The organism is Butyrivibrio sp. MC2013 (assembly GCF_000424585.1).
Lineage (GTDB): Bacteria > Bacillota > Clostridia > Lachnospirales > Lachnospiraceae > Butyrivibrio.
Genome location: NZ_AUKE01000014.1, coordinates 89,697 through 111,018, shown reverse-complemented (window position 1 = coordinate 111,018; position 21,322 = coordinate 89,697). Strand labels below are relative to the sequence as shown.

Below are 21,322 nucleotides of genomic sequence, written 5' to 3'. Positions count from 1 at the left end.
ATTTATATTTGATGATTGAATTTAATCCATCTATTCCTTTGCGAAGGTCACATTTACCAATCAGCAATACTATCTTGGAGAATGTCAGTCCATTGGAGTTAAGCATGCTTCACCGCCCTGAGAATCGATTTGAGCGAGGCTTCTTCAACGGCACCTGACAGATTTATTGAAAAGCCACCATAAGAGATGGTAACTTCAGATGCATTCTTCGGAGCTAAAAAGCCAGCATCAGATGCGAGATTTTCAACTGGCTTGCTGTTTTCTGCCAGGCTGCAGGGGGCTGTAGGAGACAGCTCATAAAACACGGGTTCGTTATTTTTGATGTCTCCAGTGCCATTATCAGTAATAGCAGGAAGCGAGATGGAAGCAGGATCAAACCCTTCGGCCATCTTTTCGCGGAGAATCCTCTGCCATTTAAAGAAGAGACCTCTGCTGATCCCATGCTGTTTGCAAAAAGTCTGCTTGTCGAGTCCGCTGCTGGCTTGAGCTTCAAGGATTGGGATCCATTGCTTAAGCCTAATATCCATCACAAATTTGTCCATAATAAAAGCCCTCCAAAACCAATAGTTTCTCTAAGAGAATACTAATGATTTTGGAAGGCTGTTCAAAGACGCGTTTTGTTTACCGCTTACGATATTTTAACATTTTTGTTTCATCAATACTGTTCGCAGACACGAGACATGAAAGCACCTCTTCCAGCCCGGCAATGAGATTCATATCCTTTATGGAGTCCGTTATCGTCCGCTCCTTATCTGTAATCCTCACGCCGCCGCCAAATTCCGGAAAAACTATACCTTCCTTCATCTGTTCTTTTACATAATGATAAGTGTACCCATCAAATTCAAAGTCGTGAAAACGTGTCTCTGAGCCAACATAAACCTCATAGAAAACCTGATCGGCAGTTCCATAATATTCAAACGCTGTATGATGTGATACATATGAAGATGGAGTGATAACACTGGCAATTTGAAATCTGTTAGCCACTGGTCCGCCATTTTCACCGCTAAGACACGTATATAACCCATTTCGAATTTTCAGCACCATATTTTCCTTCAGAAGCTTTCCTAATGCAATCCTTGCTGTCCGTTCACTTGAATACAGACCATTAACCTCTTTCATGGAAAAAATTGGATATTGTAACAGTTCATAATATAAGTTCATATACTCGCTCCATGATGTTAATTATTTGTCGTATTTTACTCTATTACATAGCATTTCTATACATATTTTTAACTTATCATCATAGAGTTGTCTTGTCGGGTTAAGTTTATGTATGTTTTTACCATGTTTGTTGCTATTATCGTACATAATTTAAACTAATCAGCAACATGGATTCGATATATTTCCGGTCAGATAAAAATACCATTTTTCAAAATTGATTTATTAAATGCTAATTTGGGACTTTTAAACTAGAAAGTTACCAAAAATGGCATGAAGTATTCCCTCATAGGACTACCCAAAAACGAGTGCCATCGAGTGCCATATCGAGTGCCACCAAGTGCCACACGAGTGCCATTTTTTTATAAAATATATGAATCTTTATCAAGTTATATCAGAGTTGGGATTTCCGCAAATGAAGTATTTATGCGGTTTTGAATAGATTTAATGTTTTATATGGAGATATATGAAAAAGGCGTTCAAATAACGATCCCTAGTTTCATTTTCTATATATCTCCTTCTAAAAAATGCTTTATTTAAGCCATTTGTTATCTCAGCTTGTTATACCGAGTGCCACGCCGGGCACCATTTATCTATTATGACATAAAAATAGTCCTGACACAGCGAATATATATTACCATGTCAGGACGGATTTGTAAAAACGTGTAGTGACAATTGTGACGATTTATGGGAATTTAGTCTTCACTGTGGAATTTAACTTTACAGTGGAATTCACATCTTCACTCAAGCATTTACATTTAAATTCGGAATCTTATATCTATTAGCCATTTTCAATATTTTTTCATTTTTGGCTAATAGAAGCATAGCATAAAAAAAACAGCACCGCACATTTGACTATCCGATGCTGTTATTTAACTGTCCTCCATGCGAAGTTAGGCAAGAACGAGCCTGTGCTTCTGCGAAAGCAGTTCAGTATTCTCCGGAGCAGGTTTTTATGTAAAAGAAAAAGACCGGTTTCCCGATCTTTCTCAACAATTTGTTTGCTATGTCAGTTTTATGACCTTTTTTAAAATCAATTCTTCTGACTTTTAATGAACGCTATCATCCTTTCAAATGCATCCCTCGCAACATCGTTCACTCGTTCCGAAGCAACAAAGCAATGCTGCATCTCCATATTTCTTTCTGCAAGAGGATCGATCAATTCATGTACTACTCCTGCTTCTGTCAGGGCCTTATCCATATCGCGCATATCCACGTAATATTCACTTCCCATTAGAACAGCAGGCGGATAATTAGAATCAACCCAAAGAATGTTGTTATATCTGTTTACTTCCTCACGATTAAGGAATATTGAACCCTTTACATAGTTTCCGACAAGGATCTTTGTTCCTAAAGAAAACTTGTTATATGCAAGAGGGGCATCATCAAGAACAACCGCTTTGATCTGCTCCGGCTTTAATGCAGGAGTAATTCCCAAAGTATAAGCGTATTCTGGATTAGTAACAACACTTCCCAGCTGGCTTGTCATGATTGCGCCGGCAGATGATCCCATAATCACCACCCTGTCCATATCCAAATGATATTCTTCCGAATGATCCATCAAAAATCGAAATGCTTCATTTGCCTGAACCAAGGGATCCGGGAAATGATATTCCGGCACCAACACGTAGTCAATATTTACAAGATTAAACCCTTCTGCGCAAATATCATCCAACAGCGCCGTAGCATCACTCTCAGCAAGCGGATCTCCTACACTTTTGCTTCCACCGAAAAAGCCACCACCATGAAAGTATATAAGCGTCGGATTTGATGCATCCCTATCCTTGCTTGGATAGGTGATATCAAGGTAGCTGTTCGGATAGTTTTCAGAATACTTGACCTCTGTAATGACATACTGTCCATTGTCCTTTAAGCCTTCCATAGGTTCTTCAAGCGGCTCATAGAGATTGGCCGTATTCACTGTACTTGCCGATAGCTTTTGAATCATACCAACAATGATCTGCGTATGTGTCAGGACAAACAATATCCCTCCTGCCAGAACCGCAAGTATTACTATAAATATGATCAATATTTTCCGAATCGTTTTCTTCTTTTTGTCGTTCATTGATTCTTCTCCACATCCTGCCAGTTATTATTATGCAGGATTTCTGCATTTTCCCCAACAAAGACTGCAGCCGCCTCTTCATCTCCTGCAAGCTGATACAGCATCCATGCTGTCATATATCCATCCGAACGCATCAGCATCTGCTCATGCTCAGCGCCAACAGCTCTTGCACGCACCTTTTGCACATCATCAGAGATACTGTTGTAGTTCGATGTAAGTGCTGAAAGTGGGGAAACTCCTCCATAGCTTGTTTCAGGATCAGACCCGGAATCGTCCGACTTTCCCGTTCCAGCTACCATTAAATAAGGGATCGTCACTTTAGAGGCGTCATATTCCCAGCCCATGTTTCTGGCAAGTGTTGGATACGCAGCACTTCCGGTAAACATAGCTTTGTAATACGCACCATTTTCATATTTCGTCACTGCGCAGATTGCACCGGCTCCTCCCTGGGAGTATCCGATGATTCCCATGTTATGGTAATCTGTTTTTCTTGCAAGAACGCTGTCAGACGGAACATTCAGCATGAAATCTAATGTAATGGATGCTGTCTGACCGTTTCCGGTCTGCCCGTCTTCATTGCCAACCACTACAAAGCCCCATGAAGCAAGACGCAGAAAGAATGGCTCATAGGATGAAGCAGGCGTTCCGCTGGCATTAACAACCATGATCATCGGCCAAATTTTATCACTGCCTTCCAATTCTGTCGGATACCAGACTCTTACCTTTCCGATGGATTCATTATCAGAGGTAAACTCGGTGTAGCTTGTCTCAAATGAACCCGGATTTGCGTACCGCATCTCCAGTGGTTCATCAGACTGAAAGCGCTCATAATACCCTTCCGTGATGTCATTATTTCCGCCCCCATTTGGAAGCTTCGATTTAATGTAAAAAAATCCAGCTATAAGCAGGATGAGTATGGCACCCAGCAAAATCAATACAATCTTCATGATCTTTCGCATTCCGACCTCCTACTGTTTTCTATCATTTGAGGAGCTCTAATCCATGACTTTGAACATTCCCGTTCACAGCTGCATAAATCCAATCTGCCACACTGACTTCGTCCTCGAGTTTGTCAAATACATTACTGGATATGATAGTATGCTGCGTATTATGCGTTTCCGGATCCTCACCATATTTCCAAATAAATATGCCAACACCGGGGATGTTCTCCTGTAATCCATCAACCATCTCTGCAAGATCCTTCTGGAACAGGTCTCCATTTTCCTTGCTTCTTGTCATCATCCCGGTCCTAATATACGCCTGATACTCCTGCAATGTATCATCACGATAGGAGCAGTCAAACAGGATTTTAACGGTATCACCCCGTTTGTTGTATAAAGCGATAAGACTATCAAGTACCAGATTATCACTAACCAGTCGATCGGCAATTACTGTTGGTGTTTTCCATAATCCGTCAGCCGTCTCATGCCATCCGTCATAGAGAAGCAGTGAACTGTCCACACATACCGTGATATTTTCCGCAGAAGGAAACCTGTCAATCACATCGTCCGCCAAAAGAGATGTCGCAAATCCGCCCGCAGAAAAACCAGTTACCAGTAAAGTGTCTGGATTGCCAACATAAGGCATAGCCGCATCCATGAAAGCCGAATAATTGTTATATCCGTTATGATATACCACCCTCTCTTTGCTGCCGTCCATGTAATGATACTCGCCTGTTCCGCTGTGAAAATCTCCGGAGGCATATGGCAGAACAAGAAAAGTCCAATCACGGAAAGGATTCTCTTCCGAAGTGCTTCCTATTCCTCCGGAAGCAACGAAATCCTGGACTTTTGCTGTCGTAGCAAAAAATTCTTTACCGTGCTCGGAAGTATAACCGTTGATGCTTGCACCACCGCCGAAAAAGTATACCACGACCTTATTCTCAGATCCGAGTCTGATGAGTCCATGCCATTCGCTTCCGTCAGAAGATATTGTCCCCTCCGGGGTGATACGATACCACTTGCCAATCTCCGGTTCGCCTTTGAGCTCCGGATGTTTGACAAAAACAGTTTTGCTAAGTATCACTCCTACAATAATCGCTGCAATCGCCGCAACCGCAATTATAGTAATGCCGACAATTTTCATGACCTTTTTCATGGTATCCTCCTTGACAAGCTGTTGAAACAAATGTATCATAAACCCGGCGACGATACAAGTGTTTCAGCAAAATGATACATATTCGGGAGGTTTGTTTCATCGCATGAATATGAACAATGAACAAAAAAATACATATGTCAAAAAGCAGATCCTAACTGCGCTTCTTGATCTTCTGAAGGAGAAGCCTCTCTCCGATATTTCTGTCAGCGAACTAACAAGCAAAGCCGAAATCGGACGCGTCTCTTTTTACCGCAACTACCAGAATAAAGAGGATATTCTGAAAGAAGAGTCGGACCGGCTCATTAAGGAATGGGGAAGGCTATATGAGTCTAACCCCGAATCAACGCCGGAGAGTTTGTTCCCCTCATTATTCGATTTTTACCGTGATCATAGAGAATTTTATACCATTCTCTGTAACGCAGGTATGTCCTCCATCATGATGGAAACCATAATTAGCACCATTCAGATAATGCCTGAAATGCCCAACCTTGAAGCATATATGAAATCTTTTTGGGCATATGGCATTTACGGATGGATGCTGGAATGGATCAAACGCGGTATGCAGGAAAGCGGCGATGAATTAAAGGCTCTCTTTGCACTTGCTCACCAAGGGAACGAAAACAAAGGTGATGCTTCTTAAACCGCATAAGAAATCATTTACATTTAAATTCGGAATCTTATACCTATTAGCCATTTTCAATATTTTTTCGTTTTTGGCTAATAGAAGCATGGCGTAAAAAAAACAGCACCGGACATTTGACTATCCGATGCTGTGTAATCTATCTGCTAACCTGGGTCTCAATACAGCTTGTTACAAATGAAATAATGTTGATATTTTTTCTAGGTCTCCCGAATATCGAGTACCATACCGAGTGCCACGACGAGTACCATTTATGTATTACGACAAAAAATAGCCCTGACACAGCGAATATATATTACCATGTCAGGACGGATTTGTAAAAACGTGAAATCCATCAAATCAGCTTCTAAATTTCTGGCGATTATTATATTTCAGCTTGAACGATATGCCCGAAGTTCAACTCATCTTTATATAAATCATAAATATAAGCAGAGCTTTCACGATAAAGCCCTGTTTCTACATCTTGAAGCTTATCAAAAACCTCTGATTCATAAAAGAAGTTCATAGCCTCGTCATATTCTACGTTCTGATCTTTCGAGATCATTTCAACAATATCCTGAATAGCATACTCTATTAGTTGCTTTTTCTCATTCATGACTAATTTTCCTCAATAATGAAATAGCTGCAGGTGTATGGAATGAATACTGTGAAGATGTCTTTTTATATATCATGCCTTTAAGAAGCGTATCAAAATCTATAACTTCTTCTTCATATTGTCTAAACAGCATTGCCATATTATCATCCGCAACAGGTCCAATTACGATATCATACTTAGAATCGAAATTGCACAATGGATCTGAATAATTCTCAAAGCCTCTATTCCTATTATTCATTACAAAACGAGCCCAATCTTCCGTTGTTTCTTCACCAAAATTTTTGATTCTAAGACTAGAGGAATCCAAAAAAGAATCATCTATCTCATAAATATTGAGTACAGGTTCACCACCGTAAATCCTAGCAACTCGTTCTGCCATGCGCTCAGCCTGTTCCGGAATATCTGTTAAATAGAATCCCCTACCAAAATCCTTATATGGTCTGCAAGCTGACAAGCTGATATTTTGTATATCAACATTACTACCATGATAAAGAATCATATAGTTCCTCCATTTCTCCGGCAAAGAGCTTGTAAATCTTCAACCACATTATCAAATGATAAAAGATGCTCTTCCTCGTAGAAATCCTTCAGGAACTCTATTCCCTTGAAATCTCGAAGATATCTATATGCTTCTTTAACATTCAAATTAAAAGCTTCAGCAAACTCATTAACACATGCAACTGTATAATTTATCAATCTTCTCTGATAGCTCATAGCACTTCCTCTTCTAATAATCTTCTATTTAATAATACCATTACCTATTGTATTTATCTACTTGTTTGGTCTTTCTGCAATCATCAAAAAAGCAGCAATGCCTAGTTTCATTTTTTATGTATCTCCTTTTAAAAATGCTTTATTTAAGCCATTTGTTATCTCAGCTTATTGTACCGAGTACCACGCCGGGCACCATTTATCTATTATGACATAAAAATAGTCCTGACACAGCGAATATATATTACCATGTCAGGACGGATTTACCTTCCAATTAGAAACTGCCGGACCTAAGTCCAGCCGTCATTTACTTAAATTCAGCATTATTTTTCTTCAAAAAGTCTATATTTCTGCCATATTCCATAGCAGTCTCCATGTCATTATTCATAAAGCATTCAAACAATTCCGTCGGAATCCTTCCAGGATGCGTCCTCTCATAAATCGTGAGGTTTTTGGAATGCTTGCATTTCTTGCAACGGTAGATCAGCCAAATGTCTACGCTTTTACCATTAGCATTTACTCTGAATTTGTACGAATTAACAAACTCCTGCTTTTTCCCGCAACCTCTTGCGCTATAACGAACCATGGCGAGTGGAACATTTTACTGTATTTAATCGCTCTACAATCAGAATTTATATAAGCGTATAGCCTCTGAACCCGCGCACGGAATAGTACGAATCCGCCCCGTTATGGAATGTGAAAACCCTTCCGTAACGTCGTTCGCAAAACAATGCACCGCCCTTGTCGCGAATATCATCCGGCGTAGTGATCCAACTTGACGTTTTCAAATCAAATTCCCCGAGACTTTGCAGTCGGCGATAGAGTTCCTCCGTCATGATCAAAACGCCGATTTCTTTTGCTTTCCATTCGGCGCTGCCTGATGGCGGGTTTTTAGCACGCCCCTGTAATGCCTTTTCGTCATAGCACAGGCTTCTGCGCCCAGAAGGGGACTCCTTTGCGCAGTCGCAGAAAATTAGCTTTCCCGTCTTTTCATCATAGCCGATGGTATCCGGTTCTCCTCCGCTCTCCTCCATCCTTCTCAAAACATCCATGGAGCCCGGATGCTCAAGTAAACGTTTCTCCACGTCAAGCCAACTCAGTTCCATATGAAGATTCTTATTATCCTGAAACCTCGCTTTTAATATTTCTAACATGGTTTACCCCTCCAATCTCTCCATTCTTAATGCTATACGCTTCCCCATAAAGAACCTCTGGTCTCAATATAGCTTGTTACAAAAGATACTGGTCTATGTTTCATCAGGATAATCCCAGAAACCTCCTGTATGAAAGTTTTCATTCCCCAATGGTTTTGCCGTTAGTTTGAATATCACGCATCCGTCCGGACACACAACAGTTTTGGAGTATTTTCCATCACCGCCGACTTTTGTAAGATCCCCGCCGCTTCTAACGGCTTCCATCAAAGGAAATAGCATCATCATTGTCTTCGAACAGATTCCATAACCATCCCTATTGACAGGACACCCATAGGTACATTTATATACATCCCCAATCTCTTCACCATTACGGCAATATCTTTCCGTATGGTCTCCATGCAAAAAGCCTGTTACTTCTACTGTAAATTCATATTCTTCGTCATACCACTTTTTCATATTTTTTCTCCAATGGAAAAGATAATGATTGTACCGATCAAGATAGATGTATTTGGTTTTGGTGTTTTAGATTCAGATATAACGTCATTCCACTTTATGACTCATTAACCAACTTTCCTGTCATATGCTCTGGTACAAATTCCAAACATTGAACGTTACGAAATGAGTTCTTAATCTCTTTGTCCAGATACTCTTGATCATCTGTAAATTTCTTTGTTAGCTCAGAGCATATTCTAAGGGCAACCTCATCATCTTCTACCAGATGAATTCTACCAAAGATGATGACGCTAGTGATATTTAAAGCCCAATCCCCTTCCTTTCGAAAACCGTCGTTGTAAACGCAATAGCTTGCCTTGTTACAAGCCTTGATGGCATCAATCTTATGTCCAGCCTTGGCTCCATGAAAATAAAGCTTGCCATCAGCTTCACAATAATAATGATTGATTGGCATTCCATATGGATAACCATCATCTCCAATTACAGATAAGACACCTCTCTTGGTACTTTTTAAAATTTCAATGCACTCAGCTTCTGACACTTGCTGTTTAAATCTACGCATTTCTCTAAACATCCTTAACAACCTCATTCTTTCGCCAAAATCTTAAGTCCTGCTATTCCAACTACAATCAGAATAACACATATCACCTGTGGAACTGTAAGCTTTTCATGGAAAAGAAATATTCCCAACAGCGTGGTTCCAACAATTCCCATACCGGTCCACATGGCATATGCTGTTCCCAGCGGTAGCTGCTTCAACGCTATCGAAAGAAATACAGCGCTGGCTATATACCCGATGCCGGTTATTATAGATGGAATCAGTAGCGTAAATCCATCGGACATTTTCATAGTTACCGCCCACGTAATTTCAAGAGCACCTGCAATAAAACAATATATCCACTTCATAGAAACCTCCATAGGTCTGAAATTAAAATTTCAGACTCTCGCGGCATTCGTCAAATGTCTATGCAAGCATGTTAATTTTCCTCATTGCTCGCGGAAATAAAATACGCCATTTCCTTACCTGCTAAGACCTAACGGTAAAGAAATGACGTTAATCCCACTACTCGGTAGCAATGGGCGTCTGTTTGTTTTGTTTCATCAACTATACTGGGTAACGAGCTTTGTTGTCAAGAAAATATTCGAATATAACGTTCTATCAATCTTTTCGAATCTTCATATAATACTAATCTTTCCATCTTCACATGTGGGATACCATCTTCCATAAACAGTTCTGAGACAACTTCAAAACCTTCTTTTGCATAGTATCCAATAGCATAAGAGCAGCTTTTTCATTTTTTATCCTATAGAAAAGCTAATGATTGTACCGATCAATAATCCAATACAAACACAACGGAATACTGCAGGTCTTTGTATGAACTATATATTCACCTGGCGAACTTCTCCGGTTTCCCACTTTTCGAAATCAGGAGTCGATGCACCATTGTTTCCACTGATACATGTAACAATTTCGCGAATAACTCTTTGATGTGTCACAACGAGAACAATCTCTCCCTCCTCAAGTTTCGGATTTATCTCATCGTAGAAGAACTTGTGAACCCTCTCTCTAAAATCTTCCGCCGTCTCGGCTGCCGGATCCATTTGAAAGCCTGTGCTTCTTCTTTCCATGTGGCTTGCTCCTTGGGAGGAGCCAAAAAACTGTTCTCTTAAAGCACTATTTGATATTATCGACAAATTCTTCTGCCCTATGATATCTAAAATTATATCAAGAGTCTGACTCGCTCTGAGCAGGTCAGAAGTATATGCTCTATCAAATACAATCCCCTGTTTCTTCAAATAAGCGCCACAGTTGTATGATTCTTCTTTTCCTATTTCCGAAATAGGGAGATCCTCCCACCCGGTCAATCTATGTTGGGATGTCCATTCAGTGGCCCCATGTCTTGCCAGAAACAATCTGCCTTTGCTCTCAGTCATTCATCAAATCCCTTATTTTACAGCTCAACTCTTCGACAGTCGTCACATCAGTAAAAATATCCTGATTTGAAAACTTTACCGAAAATTCTCTTTCCACGTTTTCAAGGAGAATAAAATAACCTATGGAATCAAGTCCCAGGTCCAGGATCAAATCCATGTCAGGCCTAATACCTGCTTTGCCACTTCCTCTTTCAATTATCAGAATCAGTTTTTCTCTAATCTCATCAATACTCAATTCTTTTTACCTTTCCAAGTTCGACGGTATCCGGCATTGTCTTAAGAATATTGATTCTCTTTATGCTTTTATAAGCCGGAAGCAGACCGTTTGCCTTTAAAACTATCCTGTAAACTTCATCATCGCTGTAAACTCCTGAATAAATATCAACAATTATACTATTCTCTTTTCCCCATATCCTGCAATAGCCAATACCGGGATTCGACATCAAAATGTTTTCGATTTCTTCCGGACTAATATTCTCCCCGTTAGAAAGCACTATGATGTTCTTTCTCCTGCCAGTGATGATCAGTCTATTCTGAGCGTCCAGTCTGACCAGATCTCCTGTTCTTAACCATCCATCATGAAAAACCGCCTGGGTAGACTTCTCATCTCCATAATATCCCTTCATGATCTGAGGCCCTCTGACCTCAAGCTCTCCATCTACTATCCTGTATTCAAACGCCTTGCAGATGCAGCCTACAGAATAGGGATCAAAATTCGTCCGAGAATGAACCGCGATTATTGGGGCGCATTCTGTCATTCCGTACCCGGTGATAAGTTCTATCTTATTACCTGCATACCATTCTGCCATCTCAGCAGTCAGAGGCGCTCCGCCACAAAATACAGTCCGAATATTATTCCTGACCAGATTGCTCTCTTCCTTAGAAAGACTGTTCAGATAAAACCTCAGCGCAAAAAGAAGACTTGGGACGAAGATTAGATAGGCAGGATAAAAATGGTTAATTGCCGCCATCAGACTACTGTCAGGTACTCCAATGACTGTTGTGTTGCCCTCAATAAGCTGGTATATGATTCCACATGAAAGGCTATAACTGTGAAAAAACGGAAGAATCGAAATAGCATACCCATGTACATCTGAAGGAACAGCATGGCAGAGGTTAAGAGCTGACTGCAGTATGCCTTTTTCGGTCAGCATGCAATATTTTCTTTCTCCGGTTGTTCCCGAAGTTCCTATCAAAGTACAGATTCTGGAAGAATCACATTTCTGGTCCGGTATCAATTCATCATGGGCAACCGCTTCTGTAATGAATTCCCGAAAATGATATACCGGTATTGAGGAACCTGTATTCTTTTCACCGGATGTGAGCATAATATCACTATCTGTCTTCTTCAGCTCTTTTTCCAGGGTCTCTCCTTCATCATCTTTATTAAGCAGAACAGCAATATTACCACTTATAATGATTCCCAAATACAAGCAGACCCACTCAAAAGAGTTGGCACCCTTTAAGGCAATATGCTTATTTGAGGAAAATCGCTCACGTATAAATCCGGCGATTCTATAAATGTTTTCGCAGAAATCTCGGTACGACACTCCAAACTGAATATCCAGTTCAGACGTCACGACCAGAAATGCGTCACGTTCTTCGTACAGTTCAGCGGTTTTTTTGATGAGCTCTCCTATTGAACCATTTTCGAGCTGTTTCAACAATCTGTTTTTAACTTCCGGATCAATTCCCGTTTTTTCTTCCATTATAGAAATTTCCTTTTATCAATATCTGTTTCAAGGGCACTCATTATGATGTCCTTCCATTTATCTATTTCCGGGTCAGATTTGCACAGAGAATCCAGTCTCTCTCCAGCCATATGGTACTGTGTCCTGTACTTTGCAGCAGCTTTGTCATAATCCTGTTCTTTATTGTCAAACGGAGATTCAATAAATAGTGTATAAAAAGCCATAACTCCGAAGGCAAAATAATCCACTCTGCGGTCTGCGTCTATCCCATTGTCGACCATCTGCTCAAGCGGCCAGTGGAGATATTTACCTGTTCCGAGAAACCTGTTCATATTCTGGGGCTTATGAGAATTTAACTCATCTTCTCTTTTTACGCTGCCGAAATCTATTATCACAAGTCCTCCATCATCCCCAGATATGATATTGGCAGGTTTGAAGTCACGAATAACCATGCTTCCTTCTTTATGATCATGAAATGTCTTGAATAAACTCTGCGCCATCACATATTCCTGCTCAAGAAGTTTCTTTCTCTCGTCATAAGACGCATGCTTTATACAATCATTTAAGATAGCTCCCGGAATATACTCACGGATAAGATAATTCCCCCTCCTTGAGTAGCACAGCAGTTTGGGAACATATTCATAGTCTCCGTTTTCATTTAGTCTTTCAAGTACGATCGCTTCTTTCAGGATGTTGTGCCTTGCAACTTCTATGCTTTTATGCCTGGAATAATATGGTATCTTAATGAAATACTGAGCATGACCGATTTCCACCTTATAAAGAAGACCCTGGCCTCCGGCTGCAGTCAGAGTAGGAGCCTCAGAGAGTGTGAGTACCGCCAAAGCATCTTCAAGTGATTCCTGCGTTAGAGGATCATTCTTTTTCGAAGTCACAAACTCTTCCCAGTTTTCTTTCATATTCCCTCAAACTCACCTTTATTTATAAGTTTTATATTACGATACAGCTCTGTCCATCTCACCCTGGCATTTTTGATATCATACTCATCCAAACTGCAGGCAGCTGTCTTTATATAACGCTCCATACAAGCAATATTTGTCATGGTAGAATGAGCAAGCGCTTCAGGATCATCTGGCGGAACAATTATTCCATTGATGCCATCCAATATAAGATCTGTTATGTGACCGCTCGCTGTGGTGACAACACAAGTTTCAGCCTGCATGGCATTCAAAAGGATCTGCGGAATACCTTCTGCATTTCCGGTGATATCTTTTCTTGCAGGATGCCAGAGTATACCACATTCATCCAGAACCGCTTTCATTTCGTTCATTGGAAGAAAGCCATGCCAGGTTATGCGATCATTTACGTTGCATTGCTCTGCAAGCACTTTAAGATCTTTTTCCAGTTCACCTTCCCCGATTATATCCAACTTATATTGCTCCGGCATATAACGTAGAGCCTTGATGGCGATATCTATTCCTTTTTTGGGGATAAACCTGCCCACAACAGCAATACGATACCTATCCTTATTTCCTTTTTTTTCGTGGTCTTTTCTTATGGTCGGAGGAAAAACAGCAATTCTTCCTTTAAAGCCCAGACTAGTCAGTATCCTACAGTCGCTTTCGCACACAACCGTAACCATTGCAGCATGATCACAAACATTTATAGTCTTCTCTGTAAGAGCAGGCTGAAATATCTTGGAATTGGTATCATTTCCTCCCTGAAAAGAGAGAATATAAGGGATTCCGTATACATATGCTGCTGCGCACAGCATCAGTGCCGGTTCACCATCATAAACAACGTGTATCAAATTATATTTTTTATAAAAATCCTTGTAAAAAGGTAATTTATCAAGAGTAATAACATCAGGATTGCCCATAGCAGCGTAGATCTCGTTTTTCATCACTGTCTTTGCTGCAAAATCATACCTTACCCCTGCTTCCATCAAAGCCAAAAGCACATCTGAAACAGCATAATGTGTGTTCTCTATGATATTGTGCTGATAAAAAAGGCAATACTTGCGAAGAGATTTTAGGAAGAGTTCTCTGTCCATTCTGAAAATGACCTCATCACTTCCTTCATTCTCATGTTTCCATACCGTGCAGCCCAGATCTGTACATATCTTGCGAGACAGAGAGTTGGTCTCCAAAACGCTTGCCGTGATATATGAAACACGAAAGTTGAGAAATACATAGTCGAGCACAGCACGGCATGCATCTCTCATGATCACTGAGGCTCTCTCTTTCCCATACTTATAAATGAACTCCTTCATAGCAGGCAGATAAATTGCAAGCCTTCCTATATCTGCACTATCACCATTCACGGTATATCCTATTGTACCTATGAACTGATCATCTGCAGTAGTAACCGCAAGAATCGTATCTGTTGGGTCATACCTGTGCTCCCTTATCCATTGCTCACTAGCGCTGTCAGATTCCAGAGAGGAAAAAAAAGCCTTGCTATTCTGCTTGCGTGTTTCGGTACAAAGCGGTATGAACTTATCCGCAACCGTAGTAATTACTATATCTGCATATTTTATACATATACCCATTACTTTTTATCTTCTTTTCAATATTTTATTAAATAGTCTAATATATGCTTCTGCCTCAATCTCAGGTGTAAACTCATGGGCTATCGTATCTTCAGCTTTCTTTCCCATAATACTGATCAGATTTCTGTCAGCATAAAGGGTAAGAATAGCTTCGACAAGAGCCTGTTTATCATCAACGGGTATAATTATCCCATCATGTAAATTTGTCAGTACATCTCCAAATATTTCAGTTCCGATCACCGGGATACCTAAAGCCATGTTTTCCAAAACTCCGTTTGCCATTCCGTCATCACTGCTCGGGAAGCATCCTGCGTCGGTAGCTGCTATAAGACGAGGTACTTCAGCTCTGTCGCATTGCCCAGTCACCTGTATGATATTTTTCTCCTTCAGTTTGTCCCAAATATCCCCTATAAGTTTCCTTTCAACATTGCCCAGATCAGGTCCTATAACCAGAAGACGCACTTTGTCTTCTTGAGCATTGATAATGTCCAGTGCATGGCAGAGCGTCACAACACCTTTTTTCTCTCTTAAAGATCCTGTGAAATTCAGAATCAGGTCCTCTTTATTCCAGTTGTATTTTTCAACAAGATCAGCCCTTGTGCCGGTTTTGTCAGTTGTCTTTCTAAGACTAGCAAGATCATACGAGTTCTTTATTACAAGACTCTTTTTATACATATCCGGATACGCTATAAGAAGCCGATTTCTCAAATGATTGTTAACACATACGATAGCATCAGCACTGTCCATGACCCAATACACAGGAGCAAAACGAGTGATATCAAATATATTTCGTCCTATATCATTTCCTCTAACCCCCGCAACTACCGGAAGTTTTAATTCATTGGCCACAAGCTGGGCGATGAAGCCTGCATTGATAACATAAAATGACAACAGTATATCCGGCATATCATCTTTTAGGATTCTGATCATCTGATTAAATGCTCTTCGTCTTAATACCGCCTTATATTTCTCAGATACACCTCCGGCAGGAATGGTGGGATTTTTTAGAAAAAACGGCCCGATCCGATATACAGTGACACCCTTATCTTCTTCCCTGATAAGCAAATCCTGCTCTGTCACTTCATGTGTATTCTCGAATGTCAAAACAGTAACATCATTTCCTGCTTTTACAAGATTTCTGGCTACTCTTTGAGCAGATGTTGCAACTCCGCCGGACATAGGTGGATATGCTTCGCTTATTAATCCTATTTTCATTTTTCATTCCTCTTTTAGTATCCCAATAAGGGTATTTATAATGTATTGTATTTCTGAATCTGTCAGAGCTGCGTGAATAGGCAATGAAATGACATGATCTGACACGTATTCAGCCCTAGGGCATGTTCCTCTAGCGTAACTGTACATGCTGTATCTGGTGTTGGAAACATAGTGAACACCGCATTCTATACCCGCTTCATTCATTCTATCAATCATCCGATCCCGATCATCTACAAGTATCTGATACAGATGATGAGAAGACTTGCAATCGTTGGGGATTCGGACAGGAATTGCAAGATTTCTGTATGGCGCAAGCTTTTCATCATAATATGATGCTACTTTATCCCTTATAGCGTTATCTTGATCAAGAAATTGAAACTGGGCTAAAGCCATAGCTGCCATAACAGAATTGCCTTGATACTTATAACCTATATATTCCACATCATAATTCCAACGATAAGCATTTTCAGAATTACGTTCATAGGTTCCTTGGTTAATCCCTAGCCAGGCTTTTTTTCTGGCTTGCTTACCTAATTCCGGCTTGTTAAAACAGAGCATACCACTATCAGCAGTCGTAAGATTCTTTACTGACTGAAACGAATAGCAGACCGCATCTGCTTCCCTTCCGGCGACCTCTCCCCTAATCTTTGTACCAACCATATGAGAAGCATCCAGAATAAGCTTCAGACCATTTTCCATGCAAATCTTTGCAATATCCAGATATCTGCCTGCATTTCCGCCTATTCCGACAAAAAGAACAGCACGAGTTTTCTGGCTCATCTTGCGTTCAACATCTAAAGGATCAAGGCAGTTTGTGTCGTCAATATCTGCAAAAACCGGTTTCAGCCCATTATGAAGTATTGCATGATTTGTGGATACAAAAGTGTTTGGAGTAGTTATAACCTCATCGCCATCATCCCATCCGTACTCTGTCTTAAGTACATCTAGTGCCAGTTCCAAAGCAGCTGAACAAGAATTCAGAAACAGTGCATTATTCTGCCCTGTATATTTAATCCATACCTCTTCAAACTGTTCAGTTTTAAAGCCATTGCCTGTCCAGCCAATTTCAAGACATTCTCTGATTTGAGCAAGGCATTCCTCGACATGATATTTGGGATAAAACAGGCGAATTCTTTTGCCGACACTAGCTGCTTTTTCCATCTGCAACGCTTCATTCATAAACACGTCATTATTATTCAATTGTTTGCTGTACTTGATCAAATTACCAATCATAACATTGCCCATAAAAAAATCACCAAAACTACCTTGCTGTCAAACACCAAAATAGCTCTAACAAAGCAGAATACATATTACCATGTTAAGGCTATTTTGTAAAAACTCTCACTTTTCATAGGGCTTTTGACATACCATATATAAAGAGGCCCTCAGTTTTACCTAGGGACGGGGTTTGTGGTCCATTTCCCCTGTCCTGCGCACCTGGTTTTGGGCAAAGTAATAGACCACTAGCGACTGGCGTCAGTACTGGTCTATGTGGATAGATGTATTGGGTTTTAGTGTTTTAGATTCAGATATAACGTCATTCCACTTTATGACTCATTAACCAACTTTCCTGTCATGAATCAGCTTTAGAGGCTTATTTCTTTACAAGCAGATGATTCTTTTCCAGATCATAGTAAAGTACGCATTCGGAGTCCTTCATGTCGTATACCTTTACAATCTCTTCGTCTCCCTTGGTATCGGTAAATTCCAGGGTTATATTTCTGTCCCCCTCAAGCTTATCCGGTGCAAAATGAACTGTTTTCTCTCCCGAGAATACAGCTGTGTATAGAATATCTGACTCGACCAGATCCTGGAATATGTGGCTCCCATAAGAAAGCTCCGGATTGTAGCCTGCTTCCTTTTCCTCTATCTCGCATACCGCTTCAAATTCGCTGATATCAGAGAAGCATGTGGGCACACCAAGCTCAGGAGACGAAGTCCCGATACGTCCCGGTACCAGCAGCATCATATGCCTTCCCTGATCTCTAAACGCCCAGTTCACCCTACCTATGACCTTGGCAATTCGCGATTTGTCAGCATAGGGCATATTGTAATATCTCTTGGGATCCACATACACTATAAGATCCACAGGCATATTTCTTGAAAGTCCCATTGAAGAACCTATGCTTTCAAGGATGATATCCTCTTCACTGACATTTTCGGGCACCGATACATTTGCTGCATCCCTTGCTACCTGAAGGGGTCTGCATTGTAAGAGATTTATAGAATATTCTCCGTTCTCGGAGAGATTCATGGTAAACTCAATATCCACCGGATGCTCATATTCCTTTTGGATTATCTGCATGAGCATCTGCATCTGAGACATTAAGACCTGCTTCTTTACCAGTCCCCGGCAGGAAATAAATCTTATATCACGATATATCCCCCGCTCTTTAAGTGAATTCTCCACATCAATATCATGTTCCAATAGAGTGTTCATCAGATACATAGGGAGCTTACTCTCAATATCCTTTAGTTCCAGGCGTTTAAGCACATGATCACTTACATCCATAGCCTCCACTGCCCTCTGGGAGAACTGGTGTTTCTCCGTCACAGTTACAGAGGAAGTGCGCTCGGGCATGTCCAGACTCACAAGCCTTGGATACGAGCCCATAGTCCTGTCCACAGCTGATGTTCCAAGTCCCATGACCAGTCTTAACATACCTGCTTTTTGGTCTATACCGGCCAGAAACTTATATGGACTATAAGAATAGCCCACTCCTGCGGCGCAGGGCATATAGTATGGCCCGTAATAAGAGCCTGACACTCTCTGGATCAGAAGTGCCATCTGCTCATCTCTTTTGTCTAGTCCCCTTCTCTTTCTGTAATCAAGCGCAGAAAGGCTCATTGTACTTGCATAAACAGTTCTTATAGCATTCTCAAATTCATCGAGCCTTTCTTCCAAGCTACCCCTGTTAGCACAAAAAACTGATTCATACTTACCTGCAAAGGCATTACCAAATCCATCCTCCAGAATACTGCTTGAGCGTACTATAAAGGGATCCTGGCCATAATATTCCAGAATACGCTTAAACTGAGTCTGAAGATCCTCGGAAAATGAACCCTGCCTGAGCTTGTCTGCAAATTCATCCGCCAGGGCAAAATACTCTTCCTCCGTTCTCTGACGAATGCGCAGATCCCAGAATTCATTGTCGACGATATAGGTATAATAAACATCCGAGCCCACAAAGAATGAATCATGAGGTTCAAGCACCTCATTTATCTCCGGGCTATCATTACGGATTATCGCCCTGGCCAGCAGCATGCCGCATGCCTTACCCCCTATGAGCCCTGTTCCTATCATATGGCTTCTGACTGTAAAATAGTCCTCGGGCTTAAAATGCTTTTTGACCATAAGTCTCATCTTCTCATCTCTGGTCATCATGATATTGCACATCACATTACAGGAGTCAGTCATGTCCATATCATTGTCATATTGCAGCCTGGCTTTATTAAAAAACTTATCCCAAAAATCAATATACTGATCTTCTCCGGGCCTTTGAAAATTATCAAGAAGCTGATAGAATCGGCTGGACTGGACTCCGTCCAGGATCGGCCCAAAGCTCCCCTTGTCCTTCCTGTAGATATGGGGAAGGAACATGGTCTCAGAATTTCTGTTCCATACTTTCTCAGGACGCACATATACATTTTTTGAATCGGAATACACATCCAAAAAGAGCTGCGTAGTATTAAGGATCTTATTTATTGCGTAAAAAGAATGCTTGCCCCTGATTATGGGAAAAAAAGCTACAGTATCCAGTATAAAGAGAAAGGGGCAGGTCACTCTGAAGAAATTGCCCATCATAAGGTCAGTAGCCCATCGTATCTGCAGCTCTGACAGGCAGTCAAATACATAGAAAGCATCTTTACCTTCTTTGGCAATAATATTATGGATATCTACTGTAAAGGTCTCAAAGCGATGGGTAAGAGGCACATTGTATGTCTTTACCTCAGGGCAATCCTCAACCAGCGGCTCATGAGTGGCAAATCTGAAATAAATGATATTTCGCCTGTCCTTTTTGGCCTGCTCTAAATAGGGATCTACAAAGAGCTTAAACTCTGAAAGGTCAGAAACTCTGAATACTACATTGTCTCCAAGCCTGATATTATCAAGAGCCTTGTCCATTTCCGGTATTCCGGAGAGTATTCTTTCAAATGCTGCCATGGCCACTTCCTCCTGCTACCTGTTTTCTATAAATAGAAAAAAAGCAAAGGTCTCCTACATTTCTGTAAGCACCTTTGCTTTTTATAATGATATCATATTCCTTTACTACAATACAGCCTTAGATATTATATTACATACATGTATATCCGCCATCAACCGGAAGCATTACACCGGTAACATAACTTGATGTAGGAGAAGAAAGGAAAATGGCAGCGGAATCCAGTTCGCCTTCATTTCCATATCTTTCCATAGGAATCATAGTTTTAGCATTTGCCTGGAAAAAGTCCGAATCAAGAGTTTCCTGTGTAAGTGGTGTATAGAAATATCCGGGACAAATAGAATTAACAGTTATACCATACTTGCCCCACTCTGCTGCAAGTGCTCTGGTGAGGTTAACTACACCGCCCTTGGCAGCATGATAAGGTGCTGAACCGGCTATCTTATTTCCTACCAAGCCGTACATTGATGCAATATTTATCACGCGTCCATAACCTGCTGGGATCATCGCTTTCTTTGCAACAGAACGTGCTACCTTAAACGATCCAAACAGATCAATATTCATTTCATTGGCAAACTGCTCATCTGTGATATCCTCAGCAGGTGCTACAGCACCTGTTCCTGCATTATTGATAAGAATGTCTATTCTTCCAAACTTTTCCATAACAGTATCCACTGCCTTTTCGACAGCCTCAGTGTCAGTAATATCGCATCTAACTCCTATGGCTTCTACTCCATATTCCTTGCTGATCTCAGATGCAACTTCATCAATGAGATTCTGACGACGTGCCATACATACTATGTTCGCTCCCTGGTTAGCCAGCGCCTTTGCCATCTGAACGCCAAGTCCCGTGGACGCACCGGTTACAACAGCAACCTGTCCCTTGAGATCAAAATAATCTTTCATATATGCTCCTTTCTAAAAATAATACAACTT

General features: G+C 40.8%; 24 protein-coding genes. 1 reads left to right on the top strand and 23 read right to left on the bottom strand.

Going from position 1 to position 21,322, the window contains the following annotated elements:
- Positions 1 to 98 precede the first annotated feature (98 nt).
- From tnpA to G636_RS0109800, 5 genes are all read right to left on the bottom strand, one after another.
- Complete coding sequence (gene tnpA / locus G636_RS19580) at positions 99 to 542, bottom strand: IS66 family insertion sequence element accessory protein TnpA (RefSeq protein WP_051226842.1); 444 nt, start codon at positions 540 to 542, stop codon at positions 99 to 101.
- A gap of 79 nt (positions 543 to 621) precedes the next feature.
- Positions 622 to 1,161 (bottom strand): type IV toxin-antitoxin system AbiEi family antitoxin domain-containing protein, encoded by a 540-nt coding sequence (locus G636_RS18080; RefSeq protein WP_242826952.1) that lies wholly within the window; start codon positions 1,159 to 1,161, stop codon positions 622 to 624.
- A 1,030-nt stretch (positions 1,162 to 2,191) separates the two neighbouring features.
- Entirely contained in the window at positions 2,192 to 3,223 is a 1,032-nt protein-coding gene (locus G636_RS0109810; RefSeq protein ID WP_035779399.1) for an alpha/beta hydrolase, read from the bottom strand.
- A complete protein-coding gene (locus G636_RS0109805) occupies positions 3,220 to 4,182 on the bottom strand; it encodes a poly(ethylene terephthalate) hydrolase family protein (RefSeq protein WP_026507913.1) in 963 nt (320 codons plus the stop codon). Before G636_RS0109805 ends, G636_RS0109810 begins: the two co-directional genes overlap by 4 nt.
- Before the next feature lie 22 nt (positions 4,183 to 4,204).
- Entirely contained in the window at positions 4,205 to 5,320 is a 1,116-nt protein-coding gene (locus G636_RS0109800) for a pectin acetylesterase-family hydrolase (protein ID WP_026507912.1), read from the bottom strand.
- A gap of 109 nt (positions 5,321 to 5,429) precedes the next feature.
- Here G636_RS0109800 and G636_RS0109795 point away from each other — a divergent pair, with 109 nt between their 5' ends.
- Positions 5,430 to 5,960 carry a TetR/AcrR family transcriptional regulator gene (locus G636_RS0109795; RefSeq protein WP_026507911.1) on the top strand — a complete coding sequence of 177 codons (531 nt, stop codon included), beginning with the start codon at positions 5,430 to 5,432 and terminating at the stop codon, positions 5,958 to 5,960.
- Positions 5,961 to 6,324: 364 nt separating this feature from the next.
- Here G636_RS0109795 and G636_RS0109790 read toward each other — a convergent pair whose 3' ends face one another.
- The 18 genes from G636_RS0109790 to G636_RS0109705 form a co-directional block, all read right to left on the bottom strand.
- Complete coding sequence (locus G636_RS0109790) at positions 6,325 to 6,555, bottom strand: hypothetical protein (RefSeq protein WP_026490285.1); 231 nt, start codon at positions 6,553 to 6,555, stop codon at positions 6,325 to 6,327.
- Positions 6,548 to 7,054, bottom strand: a complete 507-nt coding sequence (locus G636_RS0109785; RefSeq protein ID WP_026507910.1) for a DUF3990 domain-containing protein — start codon at positions 7,052 to 7,054, stop codon at positions 6,548 to 6,550. Before G636_RS0109785 ends, G636_RS0109790 begins: the two co-directional genes overlap by 8 nt.
- Positions 7,051 to 7,269 (bottom strand): DUF3791 domain-containing protein, encoded by a 219-nt coding sequence (locus tag G636_RS0109780; RefSeq protein ID WP_026490284.1) that lies wholly within the window; start codon positions 7,267 to 7,269, stop codon positions 7,051 to 7,053. The genes G636_RS0109785 and G636_RS0109780 overlap by 4 nt, the downstream gene beginning before the upstream one ends.
- 304 nt (positions 7,270 to 7,573) lie before the next feature.
- Positions 7,574 to 7,852: a DUF1062 domain-containing protein gene (locus G636_RS19975; protein ID WP_081668358.1), complete on the bottom strand. Its 279-nt coding sequence runs from the start codon at positions 7,850 to 7,852 to the stop codon at positions 7,574 to 7,576.
- 46 nt (positions 7,853 to 7,898) lie between these two features.
- Complete coding sequence (locus G636_RS0109765; RefSeq protein WP_026507908.1) at positions 7,899 to 8,420, bottom strand: DUF4256 domain-containing protein; 522 nt, start codon at positions 8,418 to 8,420, stop codon at positions 7,899 to 7,901.
- Between the two features lie 93 nt (positions 8,421 to 8,513).
- Positions 8,514 to 8,876, bottom strand: a complete 363-nt coding sequence (locus tag G636_RS0109760) for a TIGR04076 family protein (protein ID WP_026507907.1) — start codon at positions 8,874 to 8,876, stop codon at positions 8,514 to 8,516.
- A gap of 94 nt (positions 8,877 to 8,970) precedes the next feature.
- Positions 8,971 to 9,447 (bottom strand): pyridoxamine 5'-phosphate oxidase family protein, encoded by a 477-nt coding sequence (locus tag G636_RS0109755; protein ID WP_026507906.1) that lies wholly within the window; start codon positions 9,445 to 9,447, stop codon positions 8,971 to 8,973.
- A gap of 11 nt (positions 9,448 to 9,458) precedes the next feature.
- Positions 9,459 to 9,779, bottom strand: a complete 321-nt coding sequence (locus tag G636_RS0109750) for a DMT family transporter (RefSeq protein ID WP_026507905.1) — start codon at positions 9,777 to 9,779, stop codon at positions 9,459 to 9,461.
- A gap of 224 nt (positions 9,780 to 10,003) precedes the next feature.
- Complete coding sequence (locus tag G636_RS21280) at positions 10,004 to 10,147, bottom strand: hypothetical protein (RefSeq protein ID WP_081668357.1); 144 nt, start codon at positions 10,145 to 10,147, stop codon at positions 10,004 to 10,006.
- Positions 10,148 to 10,253: 106 nt separating this feature from the next.
- Positions 10,254 to 10,808 carry a histidine phosphatase family protein gene (locus tag G636_RS19575; RefSeq protein ID WP_051226838.1) on the bottom strand — a complete coding sequence of 185 codons (555 nt, stop codon included), beginning with the start codon at positions 10,806 to 10,808 and terminating at the stop codon, positions 10,254 to 10,256.
- Positions 10,801 to 11,043: an acyl carrier protein gene (locus tag G636_RS0109740; protein WP_026507904.1), complete on the bottom strand. Its 243-nt coding sequence runs from the start codon at positions 11,041 to 11,043 to the stop codon at positions 10,801 to 10,803. Before G636_RS0109740 ends, G636_RS19575 begins: the two co-directional genes overlap by 8 nt.
- The gene (locus tag G636_RS0109735; protein ID WP_026507903.1) at positions 11,033 to 12,517 is read right to left on the bottom strand and encodes an AMP-binding protein; all 1,485 of its coding nucleotides are present in this window, start codon (positions 12,515 to 12,517) and stop codon (positions 11,033 to 11,035) included. The genes G636_RS0109740 and G636_RS0109735 overlap by 11 nt, the downstream gene beginning before the upstream one ends.
- The gene (locus G636_RS0109730) at positions 12,517 to 13,416 is read right to left on the bottom strand and encodes a protein kinase domain-containing protein (protein WP_026507902.1); all 900 of its coding nucleotides are present in this window, start codon (positions 13,414 to 13,416) and stop codon (positions 12,517 to 12,519) included. Before G636_RS0109730 ends, G636_RS0109735 begins: the two co-directional genes overlap by 1 nt.
- Complete coding sequence (locus G636_RS19570) at positions 13,413 to 15,008, bottom strand: GNAT family N-acetyltransferase (protein ID WP_026507901.1); 1,596 nt, start codon at positions 15,006 to 15,008, stop codon at positions 13,413 to 13,415. Before G636_RS19570 ends, G636_RS0109730 begins: the two co-directional genes overlap by 4 nt.
- Before the next feature lie 6 nt (positions 15,009 to 15,014).
- Positions 15,015 to 16,223 (bottom strand): glycosyltransferase family 4 protein, encoded by a 1,209-nt coding sequence (locus tag G636_RS0109720; protein ID WP_026507900.1) that lies wholly within the window; start codon positions 16,221 to 16,223, stop codon positions 15,015 to 15,017.
- Between the two features lie 3 nt (positions 16,224 to 16,226).
- The gene (locus tag G636_RS0109715; RefSeq protein WP_242826951.1) at positions 16,227 to 17,468 is read right to left on the bottom strand and encodes a DegT/DnrJ/EryC1/StrS family aminotransferase; all 1,242 of its coding nucleotides are present in this window, start codon (positions 17,466 to 17,468) and stop codon (positions 16,227 to 16,229) included.
- A gap of 349 nt (positions 17,469 to 17,817) precedes the next feature.
- Entirely contained in the window at positions 17,818 to 20,388 is a 2,571-nt protein-coding gene (locus tag G636_RS0109710; RefSeq protein ID WP_026507898.1) for a PEP/pyruvate-binding domain-containing protein, read from the bottom strand.
- A gap of 130 nt (positions 20,389 to 20,518) precedes the next feature.
- Positions 20,519 to 21,292 carry an SDR family NAD(P)-dependent oxidoreductase gene (locus G636_RS0109705; RefSeq protein WP_026507897.1) on the bottom strand — a complete coding sequence of 258 codons (774 nt, stop codon included), beginning with the start codon at positions 21,290 to 21,292 and terminating at the stop codon, positions 20,519 to 20,521.
- Positions 21,293 to 21,322: the final 30 nt, after the last annotated feature.

Coding starts and splice junctions, on each gene's coding strand:
- G636_RS0109790 (WP_026490285.1), bottom strand. CDS start 6,555: ATGAATGAGAAAAAGCAACTAATAGAGTATGCTATTCAGGATATTGTT.
- G636_RS0109710 (WP_026507898.1), bottom strand. CDS start 20,388: ATGGCAGCATTTGAAAGAATACTCTCCGGAATACCGGAAATGGACAAG.
- G636_RS18080 (WP_242826952.1), bottom strand. CDS start 1,161: ATGAACTTATATTATGAACTGTTACAATATCCAATTTTTTCCATGAAA.
- G636_RS0109730 (WP_026507902.1), bottom strand. CDS start 13,416: ATGAAAGAAAACTGGGAAGAGTTTGTGACTTCGAAAAAGAATGATCCT.
- tnpA (WP_051226842.1), bottom strand. CDS start 542: ATGGACAAATTTGTGATGGATATTAGGCTTAAGCAATGGATCCCAATC.
- G636_RS0109705 (WP_026507897.1), bottom strand. CDS start 21,292: ATGAAAGATTATTTTGATCTCAAGGGACAGGTTGCTGTTGTAACCGGT.
- G636_RS0109810 (WP_035779399.1), bottom strand. CDS start 3,223: ATGAACGACAAAAAGAAGAAAACGATTCGGAAAATATTGATCATATTT.
- G636_RS0109760 (WP_026507907.1), bottom strand. CDS start 8,876: ATGAAAAAGTGGTATGACGAAGAATATGAATTTACAGTAGAAGTAACA.
- G636_RS0109765 (WP_026507908.1), bottom strand. CDS start 8,420: ATGTTAGAAATATTAAAAGCGAGGTTTCAGGATAATAAGAATCTTCAT.
- G636_RS0109735 (WP_026507903.1), bottom strand. CDS start 12,517: ATGGAAGAAAAAACGGGAATTGATCCGGAAGTTAAAAACAGATTGTTG.
- G636_RS0109805 (WP_026507913.1), bottom strand. CDS start 4,182: ATGCGAAAGATCATGAAGATTGTATTGATTTTGCTGGGTGCCATACTC.
- G636_RS0109800 (WP_026507912.1), bottom strand. CDS start 5,320: ATGAAAAAGGTCATGAAAATTGTCGGCATTACTATAATTGCGGTTGCG.
- G636_RS0109715 (WP_242826951.1), bottom strand. CDS start 17,468: ATGGGCAATGTTATGATTGGTAATTTGATCAAGTACAGCAAACAATTG.
- G636_RS19575 (WP_051226838.1), bottom strand. CDS start 10,808: ATGACTGAGAGCAAAGGCAGATTGTTTCTGGCAAGACATGGGGCCACT.
- G636_RS0109780 (WP_026490284.1), bottom strand. CDS start 7,269: ATGAGCTATCAGAGAAGATTGATAAATTATACAGTTGCATGTGTTAAT.
- G636_RS19975 (WP_081668358.1), bottom strand. CDS start 7,852: ATGGTTCGTTATAGCGCAAGAGGTTGCGGGAAAAAGCAGGAGTTTGTT.
- G636_RS0109720 (WP_026507900.1), bottom strand. CDS start 16,223: ATGAAAATAGGATTAATAAGCGAAGCATATCCACCTATGTCCGGCGGA.
- G636_RS0109755 (WP_026507906.1), bottom strand. CDS start 9,447: ATGTTTAGAGAAATGCGTAGATTTAAACAGCAAGTGTCAGAAGCTGAG.
- G636_RS0109795 (WP_026507911.1), top strand. CDS start 5,430: ATGAACAATGAACAAAAAAATACATATGTCAAAAAGCAGATCCTAACT.
- G636_RS0109750 (WP_026507905.1), bottom strand. CDS start 9,779: ATGAAGTGGATATATTGTTTTATTGCAGGTGCTCTTGAAATTACGTGG.
- G636_RS0109785 (WP_026507910.1), bottom strand. CDS start 7,054: ATGATTCTTTATCATGGTAGTAATGTTGATATACAAAATATCAGCTTG.
- G636_RS19570 (WP_026507901.1), bottom strand. CDS start 15,008: ATGGGTATATGTATAAAATATGCAGATATAGTAATTACTACGGTTGCG.